The sequence below is a fragment of the Keratinibaculum paraultunense genome, from assembly GCF_016767175.1.
Classification (GTDB): Bacteria; Bacillota; Clostridia; order Tissierellales; family Tepidimicrobiaceae; genus Keratinibaculum; species Keratinibaculum paraultunense.
Window position 1 is genome coordinate 333,355 of sequence record NZ_CP068564.1, and the last position, 24,296, is coordinate 357,650.

The window sequence follows — 24,296 nt, forward strand, 5'->3', positions numbered from 1 at the left end:
GAGGGAGGCATAAAAAATAGAAAAAAGATTTAATTATTTAAAATTTTTTATATTGTTGATTATTTCCCTTTTAATATGGAAAGCAATTGATAGTACGCAACTTATTGAAACTATAGTAAAGGTATCTAAGCCATTTTTATGGGCATTTATAATAGCTTTTTTCTTAAATACTTTACTAAAAATATTAGAAAAAAATTTTAAATTAAAGCGGTGGGTAAATATACTCATAATATATTTAATATTTTATGGCACAATTGTGCTTTTTATTACAATAATAACTCCTAAAGTAGTAGATAGTATTAAAAATTTAACTAGAGAATTGCCTTATTATGCAGCTAAGACAGAAGAATGGCTATCTAAGACTCCTGATTATCTTAAAGGAATAGATAGTTATGGAATTCTAGATAATATAAAAACAGAAATAGATAATGTATTTTTAAAATTAGGTGAAAGTATTACTCCTATATTAAACAAGACAGTATCTCAATTATTATCATGGACTTCTAATTTAATTAATTTTATATTAGGTTCTATTATTTCAATATATATATTAAAAGATAAAGAATATTTTGTTAGAAATATTAAAAAGTTAATTTATGCTGTTTTTCCTATAAAACAAGCAGCAAGGGTATTAGAAATATTTGATGAAACTCAAAAAGCTTTTTCTAAATTTTTTGTAGGAAAAATGATAGATTCATTGATAATAGGAATATTGTGTTTTATAGGCTGTTCCATAATGAGAGTACATTATGCATTGCTGATTAGTTTAATAGTAGGAATTACCAATATGATTCCTTATTTTGGGCCATTTATTGGTGCAATTCCTTCAATTATAATAACTTTATTTTATAGTCCTTTTAAAGCTTTGTTAATTATGATATTTATATTTTTATTACAACAATTTGATGGACTTTATTTAGGACCTAAAATACTTGGAATACAAGTGGGGTTGAAACCATTTTGGATTATACTATCTATAATAATTGGTGGCGGATTTTTTGGAGTTTGGGGAATGTTATTTGCAGTACCAATTGCTGCAGTTGTAAAATCTTTGGTAAGTAAATATATAGATAATCAATTTAAACAAAAAAGAATTTCCTTAGATAAGAAATAGGACGGATTTAATCTCCGTCCCATTTTATTCTGTAGCATAATTATCAAAATATCCTTGTATAAGTACTATGGGGGTTCCCTTATCACCGCTACCGCTTACTAAATCACATAGGCTACCTAATAAATCGATTAAACGTCTAGGAGTTGTACCCATGGATTCCTCTTTTCCTATTAGATTATTATCTTTATTACTTATCTTATTTTTTATAATTTCTTGAGCTTTCTTTTCATCTAAATTCTTAAGTTCTGTATCAGCTAAATATTTTAATTTAATTTCATTAGGAGTTCCTTCAAGACCAGAAGTATAGCCTGGGGATACTGTAGGGTCAGCTAGTTCCCATATTTTCCCTACAGGATCTTTAAAAGCTCCATCTCCATATATTAAGACTTCTATTTTTTTGCCTAGTTTTTCCCACATATTTTTTTGGATTTCTTCTACATAATATTGAGAATCTCTTGGAAACAGTTTAACTTCATTTTCTGAGGCTAGATTAGAACCTAATAGCCCATATTCTGGATTGTATCCACTACCATTTATGGGTTGAGTTAATATATCATCTAGTCCATATACTTTTCTTGCTCCAGCTTTTTTTAGAATTTTTTTAGTTCGCTCTCTATCGTGAATATTAGCAACTAAAACATCATCTACATAATTTAGTATGTCACTAGGGTTATTTGATAGATAAATTTCTATATTATTATTAATTGCTAAATCTTTGTATGTTTTTACATAATCTATTCCAGTGAATGGATGGACTACTTTTTCGCCAAATAGTTTTCTATACTCTTTTTCTGTTAGCATATCAGTATAAGGATTAATTCCTAGTTCCTCCATTTTATCTATATCCATTAGTTGATTTCCTACTTCATCACAAGGATATTTAAGAAATAGATGAATTTTTTTACCAGTTAAAGCTATTCCTTTTAATATGATGGCAAATCTATTTCGACTAAGTATAGGGAATACTACACCTATATCACCATCAAATTTTTGAGATATGTCTTTAGCTATATCATCTACAGTTGCATAGTTTCCTTGTGCCCTAGCTACTAAAGACTCAGTAATGCCTATTATATCTTTATTTTCAAGTTCGAAACCTTCTTGTTTAGCAGCATTTAAAACGCAATCCATTACTATATTGATTAAATCGTCACCTTTTTTTATTATTGGTGCTCTTATACCTCTTGCTGTAGTTCCAACGGTTCTTACCATTAAAATTCCTCCTATAAAATTATATTACCCTTTAATATTATATCATTTTTATGGAAAATTAATAGGAATTGTTTAAGTATTTTATTTTTTAGTCCAGTTTTACCATAATTTACTATTCATTTATTACCCATTTTATATTATAATATATTATTAAAATGGATATAATAAAAAGTTTTTAAAAGAGGATTTTAAAAATAAAAATAGAATTTTATAATAGTTATGATATAATTTTATACATGAGATATAAGATTGATGATTATTCTTATACTAATGAGGTGAAAACAGTTGATTCAGTTTATCAATGTAAGCAAAGAATATAAAAATGGTGCAAAAGCATTATCTAATGTTAATTTATCAATAAAAAAAGGAGAATTTGTATTTTTAGTAGGTCCTAGTGGAGCAGGTAAATCAACAATTATAAAACTAATACTTAAAGAAGAGGATCCAACGGAAGGAAAAATATATTTAGGTGATACGGATATTACTAAAGTTAAAAATAGAAAGATCCCTTATATAAGGAGAAAAGTTGGGGTAGTATTTCAAGATTTTAGATTATTGCCCAATAAAACTGTATATGAGAATATAGCTTTTGCTATGGAGATAGTAGGTGCGCATCCAAAAGAAATAAGAAGGAACGTACCTATGGTGTTAAGCATGGTAGATTTAAGTAGAAAGGCGTATTGCTACCCTGATGAATTATCAGGTGGGGAGCATCAAAGAGTAGCTATAGCTAGAGCAATAGTTAATAGTCCTCCAATATTAATTGCAGATGAGCCTACAGGAAATTTAGATCCAGAAACTGCTTGGGGGATAATGGAGGTTCTAAGAGATATAAACAGGAGAGGAACTACAGTACTCATGGCAACCCATGCAAAGGATATAGTAGATGTTATGAAAAAACGTGTAATTGCTATTGAATCAGGGAAAATAGTAAGAGACGAGGAGAAGGGTGTGTATGAGCATGAAATTTCGCATATTTAAAAATATGATAAAGCAAGGATTCCAAGGTATGTGGCGTAATCGAGGAATGGGACTAGCTTCTGTTGGCTCGATTACTGCTGTGTTGATTATACTTGGAATAGTACTTATAATGGTATTGAGTATTAATAATGTTGTAATAGAAATTAAAAATAAATTTGACGAGATACAAATATTTTTGGAGGATGATATTACTGATGAACAGCTAGATTATATTGAAGAACAAGCTAAAGCAAATGAAGGAGTACTTTCAGTTATATATCAATCTAAAGAACAAGCTATGGAGATAATGAAAGAAGACTGGGGAGAAAATGCATATCTATTAGAAGGATTAGAAACCAATCCATTGCAAAACTCTTTTATAGTAAAACTTAAAGGAATAGAATATGCAGATTCAGTAGTCAATAAGATTAAGGAATTAGAAGGTATAGACGAAGTTAAATACTATCAAGATGTTATAGAAAAATTAGTATTGTTGGCTAAATATGTTAGAGGAGGAGGTTTGATAATAACTGCTATTCTTATATTAGTATCTATATTTATAATATCAAATACCATAAAGATTACAGTCACAGCAAGAGAAAGAGAAATTAATATAATGAAGTATGTAGGAGCTACTAATGGATATATAAGAGGACCATTTATAATAGAAGGTGTATTATTTGGTTTAGCAGGAGCCTTTTTATCTATTTTAATAGTAAATTATGGTTATAGATACTTTTTCAATGCAGTAAATGATAAATTATATGTATTATTTACTGTATATTTAGTTCCACCAATTGCATTGATGAAGGATATTTCTATCATATTTATAGCAATTGGAATGGGGATTGGAGCATTAGGAAGTTTACTATCCCTAAAGAGATTTTTAAATGCTTAAAGGGGGAAGGATATTTATGCATAGAAATAAGAAAGTTATATATCTGCTGTTAGCTTTGGTGCTTATTTTCAATTATGCTATAGTATTTGCAGATAATAATTTAAATAGTTTAAAGAAAAAACAAAAAACTACAATTCAAGAAATTAATAGAAAGAAAAAAGAAATAAATGATTTACAAGGTAAAACTAAAGATATACAATCACAAATAGAACAGTTGGATAAAGAAATGGAAGAGGCAGCTAAGGAATTAGAAATTGTTGAACAAGAATTGGACAAGTTGAACCAAAACATTGATACAACCATTAAAGAGTTAGAGGACGCAGAAGCTAAAATAGAAGATAAACAAGATGCATTTAATTCTCGTTTAAGGGTTATGTATAAGAATGGGAATGTAGGTTATTTGGAAGTTTTATTAGCATCGGCAGATATACGTGATTTTTTATCTCGAAAACAGATGATTCAATCTATTGCTAATCACGATGTAGAGTTGTTAAAATATATGAAAGAACAAAGGGATATTATAGAAAAGAAAAAAGTAGAATTACAAGCTCAAAGGGCTTCTGTTGAAGCAGCTAAATCAAAACTAAGTGCAAGAAAGGCAGATTTACAGAGTGCATCAAGATCTAAGGAAATTCTAATGTCACAATTGGAAAAAGATTTAGAAGCGGCAGAAGAACAGTATGATGAATTAAATAAATTGGCAAAAGATATTGAATCACAAATAGTAAAATTACAAAGAGTAGAAGGACCTTATTCAGGTGGAGCTATGAATTGGCCAGTACCTGGGCACACAAAGATTTCTTCACCTTTTGGGTATAGAATACATCCAATATTTAAAGTAAAAAAATTACATACGGGAATAGATATTCCTGCACCTATAGGAACTCCAGTAATTGCTGCAGCGGATGGTACAGTTATATATGCAGGAACTTTAGGAGGATATGGTAATGCTATAATGATAGATCATGGTGGTGGAATAGTAACTTTATATGGTCATAATTCCTCTTTAGTTGTAGGCGAAGGAGCCCAAGTATCTAAGGGTAGCACTATAGCTAAAGTGGGAAGTACAGGATTTTCTACAGGACCGCATGTGCATTTTGAAGTTAGGAAAAATGGTTCCTATGTAGATCCAATACCATGGTTAAAAGGGGAATAAATTCCCCTTTTTTTCATATAGTGATATGGTATAATGTTTAGGTAAAAATAATACAATAGAATACATGATTCATAATAAAAGAGGTGAAAAGTATGTCTAAAAAAAGAGTTATAACTATAACAGTTATATTATTACTAGTAACTAATATAGTTACTTTTAGTCTTACTAACAAGGTAGCTATAAAGCAAAAAGATAAGGTTATTATTCCAAAAGGGGAATATGAACAACTTATATCTTCTTATAAAAAATATTCTAAAGCTATGAGTCTAGAATCTTATGTTAAAAATTATTTTCTAAGAGAAGTAGATGAAGAAAATTTAATGGAAGGTCAATTAAAAGGAATGTTTCAGGCGTTAGAAGATCCTTATTCTGTATATATGACTAAAGAAGAATTTAAAGATTTTACAGAACATACTAAAGGAGTATATGGGGGCATAGGAGTAATAATAACTCCAGGAGAAGATAATTTGATAACAGTAGTAGCTCCTATTGAAGGTACTCCAGGAGAACGAGCAGGACTTAAAACAGGGGATAAGATAATTAAAGTAGAAGGTAAAGAGTTTACAGCAGATAATATGGATAAAGCAACAAAGCTTATGAAGGGGAAGCCAAATACAAAGGTAAATATCACTATATTAAGGAAAGATAAAGATGGGAAAAATGAATATATTGATATGGAAATAGTAAGAGAAGAAATAAGGCTAGTTACTGTAAAATCAGATATATTAGAAGATAATATTGGCTATATAAGGATTACATCTTTTGATGAATTAACTTATGAAGATTTTAAGAAGGAATTAAAAACTCTTATGGATAAAAAGATTTCTGGGATTATATTGGATTTAAGAAATAATCCTGGAGGTTTATTAGATGTTTGTGTGGATATTGCTGACGAATTTTTAGATGAAGGGATAGTTGTATATACTGAAACTAGAAATGGAGAAAGAACTTATGAAAAATCTTCAGCGAAACATGTAGATTTACCTTTAGTGGTATTAGTGAATGAAGGAAGTGCAAGTGCTTCAGAAATATTAGCTGGAGCTATTAAGGATAGAAACAGAGGTATACTTGTTGGAAATAAAACTTTTGGTAAGGGAATAGTTCAAAGAATTAAACAATTATCTGATGGCTCTGGATTTAAATTAACAGTATCAGAATATTTTACTCCCAATGGCACTAGTATACATGGTGTAGGAATAGAGCCAAATATAGTTGTTGATTTACCAGAAGGTGTGGATGAGATTGGGATAGAAAATTTAGAGAAGGATACGCAACTTAAAGTAGCCATTGAGAAAATGAAAGACATGATTCAATAATATGAAAGCTAAGGAGAATTTATTATGGATATTATTTTTCAAGTAATATATTATTCATTAAGTAATATACTTAGCATTTTAAAATCTCCTTTTTTTTGGGTTGTAGTTGGGATAATATATTTCCAATATAGAAAGATAAGTAATATTGAAAGAAATATTTTAGGGGAGAATAGAAAATCTCCCTTGTATAATACTTTAATATCTTTAATATTTGGATTAATAGGTGGTATATTAGGGAGTGTAATATTAATTCTTTCAGGTATTACTATTAATCCAAAGGATTTCTATTTGATGTTGCCTTTAGCCATAATACTTTCTTTGATTGATTCACGATTTATTTGCTTTTCCTATGCTGGTGGGATTATTTCGCTAATAAGTCTTGTGATTGGATATGGAAATATAAATGTATCAGGTATTATGTTTATAGTTGGAGTACTACATTTAGTGGAAAGCTTTTTAATCTTGTTAGATGGGAAACGGAGCAAAATTCCCATATTTGTAGAGAGAAAAGGAGAGATAGTTGGAGGCTTTATGATGAATAGATTTTGGCCTCTTCCATTTAATGTATTTATAAATAATAGTTATATATATCCTGCAATTGTTATAGCTATATTAGGCTATGGAGATTATGCACTTACCACTTATCCTGAGAAAAAAACTGTAAAAACTGCAGGACGGTTATCTTTATTTAGCATTATACTTCTTTTATTTGCAAATCTTTCTGTAAATTATCCTATTTTTAAATATATTGCAGCTTTATTTGCTCCTATAGGTCATGAAATAACTATAATGATAGGAAAACGAGAAGAAGAACGTGGGAAGTATTTGTTTAAGGCTAGTGATTATGGATTAAAAATATTAGATAGCTGCCCTAATAGTATTGGAGAAACTATGGGCTTAAAGCCAGGAGATATATTGTTATCTATAAATGGGCATAGAATATATTCTAAAGAGGATATGGAAGAAATCTTATTCTTTAGACCAAAATATATATGGATAGAAGTTTTTGATATAGAAAAAGGTTTAATTACAAAAGAGTACAAGGATTATCAAAGAGGAATTAGAAATTTAGGATTGGTAGTTGTGCCTAAATATCCTGTACATGGGATTATAGTAGAAGAAAAACAAACTCCTTTTAAATATTGGTTAGATAAAATTAAAAATAAGAAAGCACGATTTAAAAATTAGAGGACTTGATATCAAGTCCTCTAATTTTTATTATCTATTATATTTAAATTACTCATGTTTACTGAATAAATGATATTATCCTTTTCAATATCGTCAGGAGGTGTTAAACTTATATAACACCTTTCATTATAAGGATCAAAGAATATTTTACTGCTATTTATATCTGCGATAGGAGTTATATGTCCATTAGCTATATTATATTTATTCAGTGCAAAGTTATTGTGACCATTATTTTTTTCAATTAACATTAAGTTTTCTTCATCAAGTTTAAAGTAATTACCAATATCATAATCTAGCAAGTTATTTACTTCTTGTTGTTTTTCAATATCATATACATGGAGAATATTTTTATCTTCTTTTTCAATATTTTTTAGATATACTACATAATTTTCGTTGAAAAAGTTTGCTTTAAATCCTTGAGCTAATTCTTTTAGTTCTGTTCCCTTTTTTTTGAAATAGATGGTTTTATTTAGAGATTCGTCTTCATTGTTTTTAATAAATAGGAAATTATCTCCTAAAGCATCAAAATCTTCTACGCTTATATCCAAATTAAATTGTACAGTAGTATTATTTTTTTCAAGATCATATCTTAACAATGTAGATTTAGAACCACTGTTATCTATAAATAAAAGAGTATTTTCATTTATCCATTTCATCAAATTAGTATATATACAGTCTACAGCAGTTATTTTATAAGCAGTTCCATCTAATATATTTATCACATATAGATCTGTTTTATCGTCATTTAATTCAATTAATGAAATATATTCAGCATTTGGGTTAAAAATTGCCGATTGTATTTTACCCTTTGAGGTATATAATTTTTTCTTTTCCCCATTTTCTGTATTATAATACCAGAGTTTTTCATAAATATTATCTTCATCTTCAATCTGTTGTTTATATAGCAGATGATTAGAAGGTACATAATCTAATATGGTTCCATTATCTATATAGGTTGATATATTTTCTTTTTTAGAATCTAATATTTTACCAGTATTAGCATCCACTTTAACATGAAAATTAATTATTGGAGATTTATAGTTCTTTTTATCAAATATATTGTTAAAAGATATATCCCAAAGTAGTTGATTGTTTCTTTTTATTAAATTTACTATTGGCATGGTATTTGGAGAAATATTATATTGAGAACATATTTTATTTAAAATTTGGTTTTTATTAAATTTTAATGTTATTGTTTCATAATTTTGATTGATTATATTATAATTTAGCTTATCTAGTTTTTCTATTGTAGGTTCATCTATTGATATCATAATTTGAGGAATGGATAATTGAGTTTTACCCTTCTCCAATAGACGTTCTATATATATATTTATATCGTTACCTGATTGAGTTATTTTATCGATAGTAACTCCAGAACATTCTATTAAACCTACAGTTACTAATATTTTCAAATTGTTACCTTTATTTATTATTTCAGTATTAGGTTCTATTGATTGAAACCCTTTTGAGAGTACAATTTTTTCAATTTTATAGCTAAGAGGTTTTTCTTCTAAATTCTTTGTAAATAAAAAAGAATTTTTTTTGTTAGTACTACAACCAGTAGTGGATACTATTATTAATGTTATAATTGAAAAAAGGAATAATATTTTTTTCATAAAATAATCCTCCTTCCTTAATAGTTTATAATATAAAATTAAATTGTCAATTAAAAATTTTTATATGCGAAAAACTTTTGACATTTTTATATTATATAATATAATTATTATATGGAGCGAACAAGCGTTCAAAACGAGGTGAGTACTATGAATAAGTTTAAACTTCATTCAACTTTTAATCCTACTGGGGATCAGCCAGAAGCTATAGAAAAATTAGCTAATGGCATAATGAATAATTTAAAATATCAAACCTTATTAGGGGTAACTGGTTCAGGAAAAACTTTTACTATGGCTAATATAATTGAAAAAGTTCAAAGACCTACTTTAGTAATTGCACATAATAAAACATTAGCTTATCAATTGGCCAGTGAATTTAAAGAATTTTTCCCTGAAAATGCTGTAGAATATTTTGTTTCTTACTATGATTATTATCAACCAGAGGCATATGTACCTCAAACAGATACTTATATTGAAAAAGATGCTTCTATAAATGAAGAAATAGATAAACTTAGGCATTCAGCTACTGCTTCTTTATTTGAGAGAAGGGATGTTATAATAGTAGCTAGTGTTTCATGCATATATGGATTAGGGGACCCAATTGATTATGAAAATATGGTAATTTCTTTAAGACCAGGTATGGTAAAGGATAGAGATGAAATAATAAAAAAATTAATAGACATTCAATATATTAGAAATGATATAAATTTTGTGAGAGGAACTTTTAGGGTACGAGGAGATGTATTAGAGATATTTCCTGCTTCCTCTAGCGAAAATACTATTAGAGTTGAGTTTTTTGGAGATGAGATAGATAGAATAGTAGAAGTTAATTATTTAACAGGAGAAATTATAGGATTGAGAAATCATGTTTCCATATTCCCAGCTTCTCATTATGCTACTTCTAAAGATAAGATTGAAAGGGCTATTATAAGTATTGAAGAGGAATTAGAAGAAAGGCTTAGGGAATTACGTTCTCAGGAAAAATTATTAGAAGCTCAAAGGTTGGAACAGAGAACCAGATATGATATAGAGATGTTGAGGGAGATGGGATTTTGCCAAGGAATAGAAAATTATTCTAGACATTTAAGTGGCAGGGCACCAGGAAGTAGACCTTACACATTAATAGATTATTTTCCTGAAGATTTTTTAATAATTGTAGATGAATCTCATGTGACAATACCTCAAATAAGGGGTATGTATGAAGGGGATAGATCGAGGAAGATGAATTTAGTGGAATATGGATTTAGGCTTCCTTCAGCTTTAGATAATAGACCTTTAAAATTTGAAGAATTTGAAGAACACATAAATCAAATATTATTTGTATCTGCAACGCCTGGTCCTTACGAATTAGAGCATTCTCAACAGATAGTAGAACAGATTATACGTCCTACAGGCTTACTAGATCCAAAGATAAGTGTGAGGGATACTAAAAATCAAATAGACGATTTAGTAGGAGAAATTAAAAAACGATCAGAAAAAAATGAAAGAGTATTGGTAACTACTTTGACCAAGAAAATGGCTGAAGATTTAACTAGTTATTTTAAAGAAATAGGGATAAAGGTAACTTATCTCCATTCTGATGTAGATACAATAGAACGTATGGAGATTATAAGAGATTTACGTTTAGGGAAATATGATGTGCTAGTGGGTATAAATCTATTACGGGAAGGATTAGATTTGCCAGAAGTATCTTTAGTGGCAATATTGGATGCAGATAAGGAAGGTTTCTTAAGATCTGAAACTTCATTAATACAAACTACAGGTAGAGCAGCTAGAAATGTATCAGGTGAAGTTATAATGTATGCAGATACTATAACAAAATCTATGAAAAAAGCAATAGATGAAACCAATAGAAGACGTAAAATACAAAATGAATATAACAAGAAACATGGCATAACTCCTAAGACTATAACAAAAGGAGTAAGAGATGTGATAGAAGCCACTATTGCATTGGAAGAAGAAGAAAAATACATGGAAGAAGTATTTACGGCAGAAGAATTGGAAGCAACAATAGAAACACTAAGGGTTGCTATGCTTAAAGCAGCTGAAGAGTTAAATTTTGAAAAAGCAGCAGAACTTAGAGATAGAATGATCCAACTGAAAAAGATGCAAGATGTAGGACTACAATAGTTTTAAATTATTTGCAAAAGAAGAGGTGAAAAGTGATTGGTAAATGATAAAATAATAATTAAAGGTGCTAAGGAACATAATTTAAAGAATATAGATTTAGAATTGCCTAGAAACAAATTCATAGTGATTACTGGAATAAGTGGTTCAGGAAAGTCTTCCTTAGCTTTTGATACCATATATGCAGAAGGGCAACGAAGATATGTAGAGAGCCTTTCTAGTTATGCACGTCAATTTTTAGGGCAGATGGATAAACCAGATGTAGAATATATAGAAGGTTTATCTCCTTCTATATCTATAGATCAAAAGACTACCAGTAGAAATCCTAGGTCTACAGTGGGAACTGTGACTGAAATATACGATTATTTAAGATTACTGTATGCTCGTATAGGTACTCCATATTGTTATAAATGTGGTAAGGAAATTTCTAGCCAAACAGTAGATCAAATGGTAGATAGTATTATGAAATTAGAAGAAAGAACTAGAATACAGGTTTTAGCCCCTGTAGTAAGGGGTAAAAAGGGTGAACATCAAAGGGTACTTGAAAATATCAGAAAAGAAGGTTTTATAAGAGTAATAATAGATGATAAAATGTATGAAGTAACAGATGAAATTAAGCTAGAAAAAAATAAAAAGCATGATATTTATATAGTAGTAGATAGGATAATAGTAAAGGAAGGAATAGAAGGGAGATTGACTGATTCTATAGAAATAGCATTGAAACTTACTGATGGATTAGTAATGATAGATGTAATAGATGGAGAGCCTATGATGTTTAGCCAGAAACTTGCTTGCCCAGATTGTGGAGTAGTAATAGAAGAAATGTCTCCTAGAATGTTCTCTTTTAATTCTCCATTTGGTGCATGTCCTAATTGTAATGGTATTGGATACCATAAAGAAATCGATCAAGAATTGGTAATACCAAATCCTGATTTAAGTATAAATGAGGGAGGCATTGCTCCATTTAACACTTCCAACAAATCCAGTTATTATTATCAAATATTTAAGACTTTAGCACAAGAGCATGGATTTGATATGGATACCCCTTTAAAAGATGCACCTAATGAGTTTATAGATGAATTGCTATATGGAAGTAATAGGATTATATCCTTCCAATTTAAAAGCCCTTATAATGGTTTAAGAAATTATAGAGGGAAATTTGAAGGGGTAATTCCAAATCTTGAAAGAAGGTATAGAGAGACAAATTCCGATTATATAAGAAATTGGATTGATGAATATATGGCAGAAATACCTTGTCCTACATGTAAAGGTAGAAGATTAAAAGACGAAGTATTAGCAGTAAAAATAAATGGATTAAATATAGCAGAAGTGACAGATTTATCTATAACCCAAGCTATAGATTTTTTTGAAAATTTAAAGCTTGATAAAAAGCAACAAATAATAGGGCGACAAGTGTTAAAAGAGATAAGAGAAAGATTAGCATTTTTACGGGATGTAGGACTTGAGTATCTAACCTTGTCTAGAAGTGCAGGAACTTTATCAGGAGGAGAATCTCAAAGAATTAGGTTAGCCACTCAAATAGGTTCTAGTTTAGTAGGGGTAATATATGTATTAGATGAACCAAGTATTGGTTTACATCAAAGGGATAATGCAAAACTTTTAAAAACATTGAGAGATTTGACAGATTTAGGTAATACAGTAATAGTTGTAGAACATGATGAAAGTACTATGTATAATGCAGATTATATAGTAGATATAGGACCAGGTGCCGGAATTCATGGAGGTTATGTAGTGGCAGAGGGTACCATAGAGGAGATAAAGAAAAATCCAAAATCTATTACAGGTCAATATTTATCTGGCATTAAAAGTATAGAAATACCTAAAGAAAGGAAAAAGCCCAATGGGAATTGGTTAGAAATAAAAGGAGCTAAAGAAAATAATTTAAAAAACATAGATGTAAAAATTCCTTTAGGAGTGTTTACTTGTGTAACAGGAGTATCTGGTTCAGGGAAAAGTACTTTAGTTAATGAAATACTATATAAAAGTTTAGCACAAAGATTGAATGGAGCTAAAGTGAAGCCTGGAAAGCATAAAAAAATACTGGGGTTGGAACATTTAGACAAGGTAATAGTAATAGACCAATCTCCTATTGGAAGAACTCCTAGATCTAATCCAGCTACCTATACTGGAGTGTTTGATTATATAAGGGAAGTATTTGCAATGACCCCAGAAGCTAAAATGAGAGGTTATGATAAAGGAAGATTTAGCTTTAATGTAAAGGGAGGAAGATGTGAAGCATGTAAGGGAGATGGAATACTAAAAGTAGAAATGCACTTTCTTCCAGATGTATATGTTCCTTGTGAAGTATGTAAAGGGAAAAGGTATAACAGAGAGACTTTACAGGTTAAATATAAAGGAAAAACAATTGCAGATATATTAGATATGACTGTAGAAGAAGCTCTAGAGTTTTTTGAAAATATTCCTAGAATTAAAAGGAAACTGCAAACATTGTATGATGTAGGATTGGGATATATAAAGTTAGGGCAATCTTCTACAGATTTATCAGGCGGAGAAGCTCAAAGGGTTAAATTAGCTACTGAATTAAGTAAAAGAAGTACAGGAAAGACTGTATATATATTAGATGAACCTACTACAGGGCTTCATATGGCAGATATTCATAAGCTTATAAAAGTATTAAATCAATTAGTAGAAGGAGGGAATACAGTAATAGTAATAGAACATAATTTAGATGTAATAAAGACTGCAGATTATATAATTGATTTAGGACCAGAAGGAGGAGACAAGGGAGGAACTGTAGTAGCCACTGGAGCACCAGAAGAAATAGCAAAAGTAGAAGAATCCTATACGGGGCAGTTTTTGAAAGAAATATTATAAAAAAGTTCTTTAAGTATATTAAATATACCATTGAGTTTATTATAGGCAATTTAAAGATATTGACATACTTGTATATTAATAATATACTGAACTTGCAAGTAAAATTCGCAATAGGGAGGTTTTAAAATGGCTATAGAAGTTTTTAAAAGTACTGCCCAATTAACAGATGGCATGAGAGTTGAATGTGTGGCTAGAGACCATACTATTATATTGGATGAACCAAAAGAATTAGGTGGAACTGATACGGGGATGAATCCAGTAGAAGCAGTTTTATGTGCACTTGGTGCTTGTAAATGTATAGTAGCAAGATGTTTTGCAAAAGCTCATAGAATAGATTTGCAAGATTTTCGAGTAGAAGTAGAAGGTGATTTAGATCCAGATGGGTTTATGGGGAAAAATAAAGATGCAAAAATTGGTCTTTCAGAAATAAGATCTAAAATATATATTAAATCTAGTTCACCAAAAGAAGATATAGAAAAATTTGTTGAATTTATAGATAGAACTTGCCCAGTAGCAGATACATTAACTAATTCACCAAAGATGGTTACTGAATTGAAAATAGAAAGATAGTATATTAAAAGATTTAATTATCTAAAAGAGGTCCGTGAAATTTCAGGGACTTCTTTTAGATAAATATTATTATGTAGTTCACATTATTATTAATTTGTAATATAATAAAAATTGTTATTAATATATTCTATTAATATATTCTAAAGTTGGGGTGTTTTATGAGTGATATAGTTTTATGGGTTATGGTCATATTTTCTATTATCGGAGGCATAGACAAACTACTTAATAATAAGTACGGATTAGGTCGTAAATTTGAAGAAGGCTTTGAAGCTATGGGAGGACTAGTTCTTTCCATGATAGGGATTATCAGCTTAGCACCAGCAATTGCACAATTTCTTATGCCAATATTGTCTTATTTATCTAAAATTACTCATGCAGATCCTTCAGTATTTACATCGAGTATATTGGCAATAGATATGGGAGGATATGCTATTAGTGTTGGAGTGGCTAAAGATCAAAATATAGCTAAATTTACTGGTTTAATATTATCATCTATGATGGGAGCAACAGTATCATTTACTATTCCTATAGCTATAAATATGATAGCTGAAGAAGACTTCGCTTATTTTGCAAAGGGTATATTAGCAGGTATAATAACTATTCCAATAGGTATGTTAATTGGTGGAATAGCTATGAAATTAGAATATAAGTACATATTCATAAATTTAATCCCTGTAGTAGTTTTAGCAATAATAATAGCAATAGGACTTGTAAAATTTCAACAGAAAATGATTCGTGTATTTGTTATAATTGGGAAAATTATTATAGCAATAAGTACTATTGGTCTTTTGATAAGCATATTAGGTTTTATATTTAATATAAAATTAATTTCTAATATGATGCTTTTCGAAGAAGGGTTAACAATTATAGGGAAAATAGTAGTGATATTATCAGGTGCTTATCCTTTTTTTCATTTTATTTATAAGATAATGAATAAGCCACTTAATAATATATCAAAAAAGTTGGGTATAAATGAATTTTCTTGTTTAGGAATAATTACTTCTTTAGCTAATTGTGTTCCTATGATTGGAATATATGATAAAATGGATAATAAAGGTAAGGTTATGAATGCAGCTTTTGCTGTTAGTGGAGCTTTTACTTTTGGCGGGCAGTTAGGATACATAACAACTATATCTAAAGATATGATTATACCTTTTATATTGGCAAAGTTATCTGCAGGTATATCTAGTATTGTACTAGCTAATCAATTAGTAGTTTCAGAAGAAAAATTGTAAAATAATTAAATCAATAGGAGGTTTTAATATGGAAGTAAAAGAAAGGATAAATAATTTAAGAAAATTGATGAAACAAAGAGGAATTACAGCTTACATAATTCCAACATCTGATCCTCATCAATCAGAGTATTTAGCAGATCATTATAAAACAAGGGTATGGATTTCTGGTTTTACAGGTTCAGCTGGTACTGTGGTAGTAACAGAGGATGAGGCAATTCTTTGGACTGATGGCAGGTACTTTATTCAAGCAGAAAAAGAATTAAAAGATAGCGGGATTAAGTTATATAAAATAGGTATTCCAGGTTTTCCAACTTATATTGAATGGCTTAAAGATAATTTAAAAGAAGGAGATACAGTAGGATTTGATGGAAAAACTTATGCTCAAAAAGATGCAGAAAAGTTAGAAAAAGAACTTGGGAAAAAAGGAATTAAATTGGTAGATGAATATGATTTAGTTGGAGAATTATGGGCTGATAGACCTGAACCTCCAAAGAGCAAGGTTTTTGTTCATGATGTAAAATATGCAGGTAAAACTGCTAAACAGAAGATAGAAGAAGTAAGAAAAGAGATGGACAAAGAAGGAGCTACTCATTTTTTAATAGGAAGCCTTGATGATATAGCATGGCTTTATAACATTAGAGGAAGAGATGTAAAAAATAACCCAGTAGTTATTTCTTATGCATTGATTTCAATGGATAACGCATGGTTATTTGTAGATAGTGATAAAATAGATGATGAGGTTAGGAAACATTTAAATGAAAATGGAGTAGAGATCGAGGAATATAATAAAGTAAAAGAGTATGTGGGAAATATAGAAAAAGGAAGCAAGATATTTTTAGATCCGGCAATGATAAATAGATGGCTTTACAAGGGGATACCTGAAGATTGTGAAATAATTGAAGGTACAAATATAACTACAAAGTTAAAAGCTATAAAAAATGATGTGGAAATAAAAAATCAGAGAAATGCTTATATTAAAGATGGAGTTGCATTAGTAAAGTTTATGTATTGGCTAGATAAAAATGTAGGAAAGATGGAGATTACTGAAGTATCTGCTGCAGAAAAATTAGAAGAATTTAGAAAAGAACAGGAAGGATTTATTGAACCAAGTTTTGATACTATTGCTGCATATAAAGAAAATGCAGCTATGATGCATTATAAAGCAGAAGAGGGAAAATCAAATTACAAGTTAAAAAAGGAGAAAATGTTTTTAGTAGATTCTGGTGGTCAGTATTTTGATGGAACTACAGATATTACTAGGACTATTGTATTAGGAAATATAACAGAAGAAGAAAAAAGAGATTTTACCCTTACATTGAAAGGGCATATAAATTTAATCAATGCAAGATTTTTATATGGTTCAACAGGTTCCAACTTAGATACATTAGCTAGATATCCATTGTGGCAAGAAGGTTTAGATTATAAATGTGGAACTGGACATGGAGTGGGATTTTTATTAAGTGTTCACGAAGGTCCTCATAGTATTTCTAGTAGACCAAATACAGTAACTTTAGAAGAAGGTATGATTGTAACAGTAGAACCAGGAGTTTATAAAGAAGGAAAACATGGAATTAGGATTGAAAATGTAGCTGTCATTGAAAAAGATATAAATACAGATTCAGGACAATTTATGAAATTTGAAGTCTTATCTTACTGCCCTATAGATTTAGATGGAATAGATGTAGAACTATTAACAGAAGAAGAAAGAAAATGGCTAAATAAGTATCATAAACAAGTATACGAAAAATTGTCTCCTTATTTAAATGAAGAAGAAAAAGAGTGGTTAAAAGAACAAACTAGAAGTATATAATATATATTAAATGATATTTTTGTTAGGGGATATATTAAGATAAAATAAAGAATTAAATAAGGGCTGTCAATAAATAGATAGCCCTTATTATGAAAGGAAAATTGATTATGAGTGATAATGATTTTGAAGATCTTATTTTGGAAATTATGGAAAGCATGGAAGAAGGTTTAATTGATTTTATAAAAAGCAAAGAGAAAGACTTATTTAAATATGTATTGGAAGTACCTTTAACTTTGGATAAAGCAATAAATACCCTTACTAAAAATGAAATGACGAGTATACGTAAAAAATTAAATTTAAAAGGTTTAAGTACTTTAAATAAAGATGAACTTTCCAAAAGACTTGTTGAGCTTATGCCTAAAAAAATTGAGGTCATATTAAATACATTTGATAAGGAAAGATATAATTTATTAAAGAAAATAATTATGAATAATGGCTATATTAAAGTTACAGATACAGATATAGATGTAAGTAAGATATATTATTTAAGGAGCTATGGATTGATATTTAGCGGTTTATTAAATGGTGAAAAAATATTAGCTATGCCAATAGAGCTAATGGAAGTTTTTAAAGCCTATGATACTTTGGAATATAGAAAAATAGTTAATAGAAATACTTTATGGATAGAGCTCGTTACAGGTATGTTGTTTTACTATGGATATATGAATGTAGAAACAATGATAGAAAAAATACAAGAATATACTGAAACGGAATGTGATATTTTACAGTTTTTATTAATATTAAATGAGGCAATAAATTATCATGGATATATAGAGAAGACTCAATTTGGCTTTAAAAACATATTAATTATAGATGAAAATCGAATTATTGAAGAACAAAATTTAAGAGCAAATATACCATATTACCCTTTTAAAAAAGAGGAATTATTGGATGCAGCAAAAGAGGATTTTGTATATAAAACTCCTCAAACTGCGAAATTTTCTCAATATATAAAGTCATTATATGATATTGATGATGAAGAAATGGATGAAATTTTAAGATTAATTTATTTTATTATAAACAAAGATTTTACATTTGAAGATATAATTGAAGAAATGCAATCTATATTTGAAATAGATACTATAAAGGAATTACAAACTATGGGACAAATGCTTATGGATATTAATAATAATACTAGAATGTGGATATTAAAAGGATTTACTCCTGAAGAAGTATCAAATTATAATGCTAATTTAGAATCTGGTAACACTAATATAATAGATATTAAGACAAAGAAAAAAATTAGTCCGAATGATCCTTGCCCTTGTGGGAGTGGGAAAAAATATAAAAAGTGCTGTGGTAAGAAATAAGCTGAGAATTATTCCTCAGCTTATTATTTTTTAATTTTATAAATGTAATTGTTTAGCTTCTCTAAAATCTTTAAATTTTAACATTTCTTTAATTTTTTCTACGCTATCTTCATTCTCAGAAGACAAATCCTCTTTTCTTTCTATTTTCATAAGTATTCTATCTAGTTCAGCATAGTCTATTCCTAGTGCAAATTCATCAGTAATTCCAGGAGCTATATCTGGACTAGGTTTTTTATCAATTATCTTTTGAGGTATGTTTAATTTTTTAGCTAACTCAAGTACCTCAGTTTTATATAGATGGCGTATAGGTTCAATATCACATGCTTCATCTCCCCATTTAGTATAAAAACCTATAGTATATTCAGTTTTATTGATGCAACCAATTACAGCATAGTTTATTTTTTCTGCTTCAAAGTATAATACAGTAGACCTTATTCTTGGCTTAGTACGATAATAAGCTAAGGCTTCTAGAAATTTTTCATCTCCTTGAGTAGTTAAATCTTGGATGAATGGATTTTTTTCTTTTCTCCATATATTTCTAGAATATATACTTTGGACTGACTTTGGAAAAGGGAAGGCAGGAGGTTTTAAAGAATATATTCCTAGTTTTCTCAATATTCCAGTTATATTTATTATTTTATATTCTATTCCCAAATAATCACATACTAGTTTAGCATCATCTACAGTTTCAGGGCTTGAATCCCTTTCAGGAAGTATTAGACCATATACTTTGTCTCTACCTATGGAGTCTACTAAAAGCTTTCCCACTACAGCTGAGTCAAGTCCGCCACTTATACCAATCACCGCTCCATTGAACATATATTTTTCTATATTAGTTTTAATAAAATTTTTTATTTCTTCCATATTTAATTCCTCCAATATTGTATTATAATATATAACTACCCTTAATAGACATAAGTAAGCTATGATATATCAATAATGAATAACTAAAAATATAGGGAATCATAGAATATATAATAATATTCCTTTATCTTAATTGTAAACAAAAATATATTTATAAAATTGTTTATAAAACTAATAATCAAATATTTCTAAAGTTCTATCTAATATATCATTTAAATAAGCAAGAAGTACCCCATAGTTGGTGATTGGAACTTGTTTTTCATTACATAACATAATTCTACTTTGTATTTCCTTTCTATTTACCATACATCCACCACAGTGAATTACTAAACTATATTTTTCTAGATTTTCACTAAAATCATATCCAGTTTTGAAATGGAAATTTAATTTTTTGCCTGTTTTTTTCTGAAGGAGAGTGGGAATTTTTACTCTCCCTATGTCTTCGTGAGTAGTATTATGGGTACAGTTTTCAGCTATAAGTATATTGTCGTTATTTTTTAATGTATTTATAGTTTTTACACCATCTACCAATTTTTTTAAATCACCTTTGTGTCTAGCAAATAAGATTGAAAAAGAAGTCAATTTTATATCTTTAGGTACTATTTTATCTACTTTTTTAAATATCTGTGAATCTGTTATAACTAAATCTACATCTTCTAAATCTTCTAATCCACTTTTAAGTTCTGTATCTCTTAATACATAGCATTTTATTCCATTATCTATACAATCCCTTATTACTTGAACTTGAGGAAGTATAAGCCTTCCTTTAGGTGCTTGTTTGTCTATTGGTACAACAAGTATAACTTTTCCATTATAAGGAACTAAATCTCCAACGATGGGAGGATCAGCTTCTACTTCTTCTATCTTTTTTATTAATTCTTGTTTTAATTTATCTATATTTATTCTTTTAGTAGATGATACAAATATGCCATGGGGATATTCCAATTTTAATTTATCTATATAATTTTCATCTACCATATCTATTTTATTTATGACTAAAATATATGGTATATTATATTTTTTAAATAATATTTCCATATTGTTTAGATATTCTTTGTCAATATCCAATATATCCATTACATATATTGCTATATTAGTTCTCCTTGCAGTATCTAGGCTTTTTTTAATTCTTAAATTACCTAGTTCTCCTTTATCATCAATACCTGCTGTATCTATAAATACAACAGGTCCTACTGGAGTCAATTCCATAGATTTTTTAACAGGATCTGTAGTAGTTCCTTCTATGGAGCTTACAATGGAAACTTCTTGTTCTGTTATGGCATTTAGTAGTGAAGATTTTCCAGCATTCCTCTTTCCATATATGGATATTGTAGGTTTATACATAAACATCCCTTTTACCCTCATCTATTAATTTTAATTTTTCTTCAATCATTTTTTTCTTTTCAGGATTTGTATTTTCTATTTTTTCAAGTTCACATTCAATTAATTTTTCTCCAGCTTTTCTTGTTTCTTCTGAAGCATAGTCTAATAAATATTCTTTAAAGGTTAATATTCCATTAGGTATACAGAAGTTTTGAATATTTCCTGGTTTTGCTATATCCATGAACTCATCTCCAGTTCTACCAGATCTATAGCAGGCAGTACAGAAGGATGTTAAATATCCAAAATCGCACATTTCCTTTATTACTTCATCTAAAGAACGCATATCCCCAAGTTGAAACTGTTCTTTTTCAGGTATATAGTCATCTTTTTTATATCCACCAATTCCAATTCTTGAGCCAGCATCTATTTGAGATATTCCAAGAGGAATCATCTCTTTTCTAACTTCGGGACTTTCTCTAGCAGTTAATATCATACCAGTATATGGTACTGAAAGACGAATTATAGATATTATTTTTTTAAAGTCTTCATCGGATACTTTGTATTTTGTTTGGTCGTAGAATTCTGTGTTTATAGCGGGTTCTATTCTTGGAAATGATATGGTATGAGGTCCTACTCCAAAGGTTTCTTCTAGATGGATTGTGTGGAATAATAATCCCATAACTTCAAATTTCCAGTAATATAGACCAAATAGTGCTCCAATTCCCACATCGTCAATTCCAGCTTCCATAGCTCTATCTAATCCATACAATCTCCAAGAATAATCTCCTTTAATGGTATTTTGAGGATGTAGTTTTTTGTATATATCATGATTATAAGTTTCTTGAAATATTTGGAATGTACCTATTCCTGCTTCTTTTAATTTTTTATAGCCTTCTACATCCATAGGGGCTGCATTTATATTTACTCTTCTTATTTCACCTTTATCTTTTTTAGTTTCATATACTATATTTATAGTTTCGGCAATAAAATCAGCATCATAGCAAGTATGCTCACCATAAACAAGTATTAATCTTTTGTGACCTTTGCTTTCTAAAATTTCTACTTGTTCTTTTAATTCTTCTGCTGTTAGAGTTTTTCTAACTATAGCATCATTATCTTTTCTAAATCCACAGTATAGGCAATTGTTTACACATTTATTTCCAATGTATAGTGGTGCAAAAAACACAATCCTATTTCCATATATTTCTTGTTTTAACTTTCTTGCAGCTTCAAATATTTCTTCTAATAGATCAGGATCTTCAACTTGAAGGAGTTTTGCTGTTTCTTGAGGTTCAAGTCTTACTTTATCAAGGGATTTGGCAATTATATTTCTTATTTCTGCTGGGTCTGGATTTTTCCCTTTTTCAAGAAGGTCAAATATCTCTTGATCATTTATAAAATCTTTATCATAAGTTTTAAAATTATACATAATGGTTTCCTCCTTTATTTTAACCAGTCTATATGGTCTCCACGACTCATATCAATAATATAACCAATATTGTTAATTCTTTTTTCAATACTTTTAATTTCACTAACATCTCTAGATTCTTTGTTTTTATAAATTTCATATTTATTTCTTACATGAATAGGGGAAAGATTTAGCATTAGTACATTACCTCCAGCTTTGATCCCTTTTTCAATTCCATCTTCATCAAGGGTATTTAAAGCAGTTGTTACTGGCATCAAAGCTTTTGGTACAAATAGTCTTGTTAAAGCTATAAACAGTAATGTTTTTTGAACAGAACCAGGTTTCATACGATGGAGAGGAGTTTGGGGATGAGGAACTAAGGGACCAATTCCTATCATTTCAGGATTTAATTCTTTTAAAAATAAAAGATTGTCTGCTATAACTTCATTATCTTCATAAGGAAGACCAACTATAAATCCTGCTCCTACTTGATAGCCTAGTTTTTTTAGATTATAAAGGCATGCTTTTCTGTTTTCAAAGCTCATATTAGGATGAAGCATACTATATAAATTTGGTGTAGCTGTTTCGTGACGGAGCAAGAATCTATCAACTCCTGCATTAAAAAACATTTCATATTCATAAAAATCTCTTTCTCCAATGGATAGAGTTAAAGCAGTATCAGGAAATTTAGTTTTAATTTCTTGTATAATTTCCACCATAAGTTCACTTGTATAATACATATCTTCACCACTTTGAAGCACAAAGGTTCTATAGCCTAAATAATGAGCCTCTTCAAGGGAATAAATAATTTCATCTTTTGATAATCTATATCTATCTACATATTTGTTGTCTTTTCTTATGCCACAATATATACAGTTATTTCTACAATAATTAGAAAACTCCATAAGACCTCTTATAAATATTCTATTTCCATATATATTTTTTACAGTATTTTGAGCCATTTCAAATATTATAGGGTACATATCTTTAGTTATATTATTTAGTAAATATATTATTTCTTCTCTTTTTAAATTGTTTTCATCATATAATTTTCTTAATAATTTTTTCATCTATCTATTTCCTTTTTAGATATAGAAGTTTTAACTATACAATTATCTAAATTTCCAAGTTTTCCTGTAAGGCTATTTATTTCATCTAGCGTTCCTACAACTATAATACAAATTACAGATATATTATCTTCATGAAAAGGGATTCCCATTCTTCCTCTGACAATATCTTTATAATTTGAAATTAATTTATTAAAATCAAATTGTATCTTCTCCGGTTCTTCTAATATAGCACTTATAATAGCTATTCTTTTTTTCAAAAAAATCCT

18 protein-coding genes and 1 pseudogene are annotated in these 24,296 nt (G+C 28.9%); 12 read left to right on the plus strand and 7 right to left on the minus strand.

Going from position 1 to position 24,296, the window contains the following annotated elements:
* Nucleotides 1-52: 52 nt before the first annotated feature.
* The gene (locus JL105_RS01525; protein WP_158279963.1) at nucleotides 53-1,114 is read left to right on the plus strand and encodes an AI-2E family transporter; all 1,062 of its coding nucleotides are present in this window, start codon (nucleotides 53-55) and stop codon (nucleotides 1,112-1,114) included.
* A 24-nt stretch (nucleotides 1,115-1,138) separates the two neighbouring features.
* Here JL105_RS01525 and JL105_RS01530 read toward each other — a convergent pair whose 3' ends face one another.
* Complete coding sequence (locus JL105_RS01530) at nucleotides 1,139-2,326, minus strand: coenzyme F420-0:L-glutamate ligase (protein ID WP_132025408.1); 1,188 nt, start codon at nucleotides 2,324-2,326, stop codon at nucleotides 1,139-1,141.
* A gap of 285 nt (nucleotides 2,327-2,611) precedes the next feature.
* Between JL105_RS01530 and ftsE the strand changes: the two genes are divergently transcribed.
* The 5 genes from ftsE to JL105_RS01555 all read left to right on the plus strand — a co-directional run bounded on the left by ftsE (nucleotide 2,612) and on the right by JL105_RS01555 (nucleotide 7,844).
* Entirely contained in the window at nucleotides 2,612-3,307 is a 696-nt protein-coding gene (ftsE, locus tag JL105_RS01535) for a cell division ATP-binding protein FtsE (protein ID WP_132025406.1), read from the plus strand.
* On the plus strand, nucleotides 3,282-4,184 hold the full coding sequence (ftsX, locus tag JL105_RS01540) for a permease-like cell division protein FtsX (RefSeq protein ID WP_132025404.1): 903 nt from the start codon (nucleotides 3,282-3,284) through the stop codon (nucleotides 4,182-4,184). The genes ftsE and ftsX overlap by 26 nt, the downstream gene beginning before the upstream one ends.
* A 16-nt stretch (nucleotides 4,185-4,200) precedes the next feature.
* A complete protein-coding gene (locus JL105_RS01545) occupies nucleotides 4,201-5,340 on the plus strand; it encodes a murein hydrolase activator EnvC family protein (RefSeq protein ID WP_237722291.1) in 1,140 nt (379 codons plus the stop codon).
* 92 nt (nucleotides 5,341-5,432) lie between these two features.
* A complete protein-coding gene (locus JL105_RS01550) occupies nucleotides 5,433-6,656 on the plus strand; it encodes a S41 family peptidase (protein ID WP_132025400.1) in 1,224 nt (407 codons plus the stop codon).
* A gap of 24 nt (nucleotides 6,657-6,680) precedes the next feature.
* Complete coding sequence (locus JL105_RS01555; RefSeq protein ID WP_132025398.1) at nucleotides 6,681-7,844, plus strand: PDZ domain-containing protein; 1,164 nt, start codon at nucleotides 6,681-6,683, stop codon at nucleotides 7,842-7,844.
* A 20-nt stretch (nucleotides 7,845-7,864) separates the two neighbouring features.
* Here JL105_RS01555 and JL105_RS01560 read toward each other — a convergent pair whose 3' ends face one another.
* Entirely contained in the window at nucleotides 7,865-9,460 is a 1,596-nt protein-coding gene (locus JL105_RS01560; protein WP_132025396.1) for a hypothetical protein, read from the minus strand.
* A 147-nt stretch (nucleotides 9,461-9,607) separates the two neighbouring features.
* Between JL105_RS01560 and uvrB the strand changes: the two genes are divergently transcribed.
* From uvrB to JL105_RS11655, 6 genes and pseudogenes are all read left to right on the plus strand, one after another.
* Nucleotides 9,608-11,587 carry an excinuclease ABC subunit UvrB gene (gene uvrB / locus JL105_RS01565; protein ID WP_132025394.1) on the plus strand — a complete coding sequence of 660 codons (1,980 nt, stop codon included), beginning with the start codon at nucleotides 9,608-9,610 and terminating at the stop codon, nucleotides 11,585-11,587.
* A 36-nt stretch (nucleotides 11,588-11,623) separates the two neighbouring features.
* Nucleotides 11,624-14,440: an excinuclease ABC subunit UvrA gene (uvrA, locus tag JL105_RS01570; protein WP_132025392.1), complete on the plus strand. Its 2,817-nt coding sequence runs from the start codon at nucleotides 11,624-11,626 to the stop codon at nucleotides 14,438-14,440.
* 126 nt (nucleotides 14,441-14,566) lie between these two features.
* Complete coding sequence (locus tag JL105_RS01575) at nucleotides 14,567-15,010, plus strand: OsmC family protein (RefSeq protein WP_132025390.1); 444 nt, start codon at nucleotides 14,567-14,569, stop codon at nucleotides 15,008-15,010.
* 158 nt (nucleotides 15,011-15,168) lie between these two features.
* Nucleotides 15,169-16,245: an ethanolamine utilization protein EutH gene (gene eutH / locus JL105_RS01580; RefSeq protein ID WP_132025388.1), complete on the plus strand. Its 1,077-nt coding sequence runs from the start codon at nucleotides 15,169-15,171 to the stop codon at nucleotides 16,243-16,245.
* A 28-nt stretch (nucleotides 16,246-16,273) separates the two neighbouring features.
* On the plus strand, nucleotides 16,274-18,055 hold the full coding sequence (locus tag JL105_RS01585; RefSeq protein WP_132025386.1) for an aminopeptidase P family protein: 1,782 nt from the start codon (nucleotides 16,274-16,276) through the stop codon (nucleotides 18,053-18,055).
* 1,235 nt (nucleotides 18,056-19,290) lie between these two features.
* Nucleotides 19,291-19,365 (plus strand): annotated as a pseudogene (locus JL105_RS11655) (SEC-C metal-binding domain-containing protein); the annotation flags it as partial.
* A 36-nt stretch (nucleotides 19,366-19,401) separates the two neighbouring features.
* On the opposite strand, the gene nadE reads toward JL105_RS11655, so the two are convergent.
* The 5 genes from nadE to JL105_RS01615 form a co-directional block, all read right to left on the minus strand.
* Entirely contained in the window at nucleotides 19,402-20,229 is an 828-nt protein-coding gene (gene nadE, locus JL105_RS01595; RefSeq protein WP_132025382.1) for an NAD(+) synthase, read from the minus strand.
* Between the two features lie 171 nt (nucleotides 20,230-20,400).
* Nucleotides 20,401-21,573 carry a [FeFe] hydrogenase H-cluster maturation GTPase HydF gene (gene hydF, locus JL105_RS01600; protein ID WP_237722292.1) on the minus strand — a complete coding sequence of 391 codons (1,173 nt, stop codon included), beginning with the start codon at nucleotides 21,571-21,573 and terminating at the stop codon, nucleotides 20,401-20,403.
* Nucleotides 21,566-22,981 carry a [FeFe] hydrogenase H-cluster radical SAM maturase HydG gene (hydG, locus tag JL105_RS01605; protein WP_132025378.1) on the minus strand — a complete coding sequence of 472 codons (1,416 nt, stop codon included), beginning with the start codon at nucleotides 22,979-22,981 and terminating at the stop codon, nucleotides 21,566-21,568. The genes hydF and hydG overlap by 8 nt, the downstream gene beginning before the upstream one ends.
* A gap of 14 nt (nucleotides 22,982-22,995) precedes the next feature.
* Nucleotides 22,996-24,030, minus strand: a complete 1,035-nt coding sequence (gene hydE, locus JL105_RS01610) for a [FeFe] hydrogenase H-cluster radical SAM maturase HydE (RefSeq protein ID WP_132025376.1) — start codon at nucleotides 24,028-24,030, stop codon at nucleotides 22,996-22,998.
* Nucleotides 24,027-24,287, minus strand: a complete 261-nt coding sequence (locus JL105_RS01615) for a TM1266 family iron-only hydrogenase system putative regulator (protein WP_132025374.1) — start codon at nucleotides 24,285-24,287, stop codon at nucleotides 24,027-24,029. The genes hydE and JL105_RS01615 overlap by 4 nt, the downstream gene beginning before the upstream one ends.
* Nucleotides 24,288-24,296: the final 9 nt, after the last annotated feature.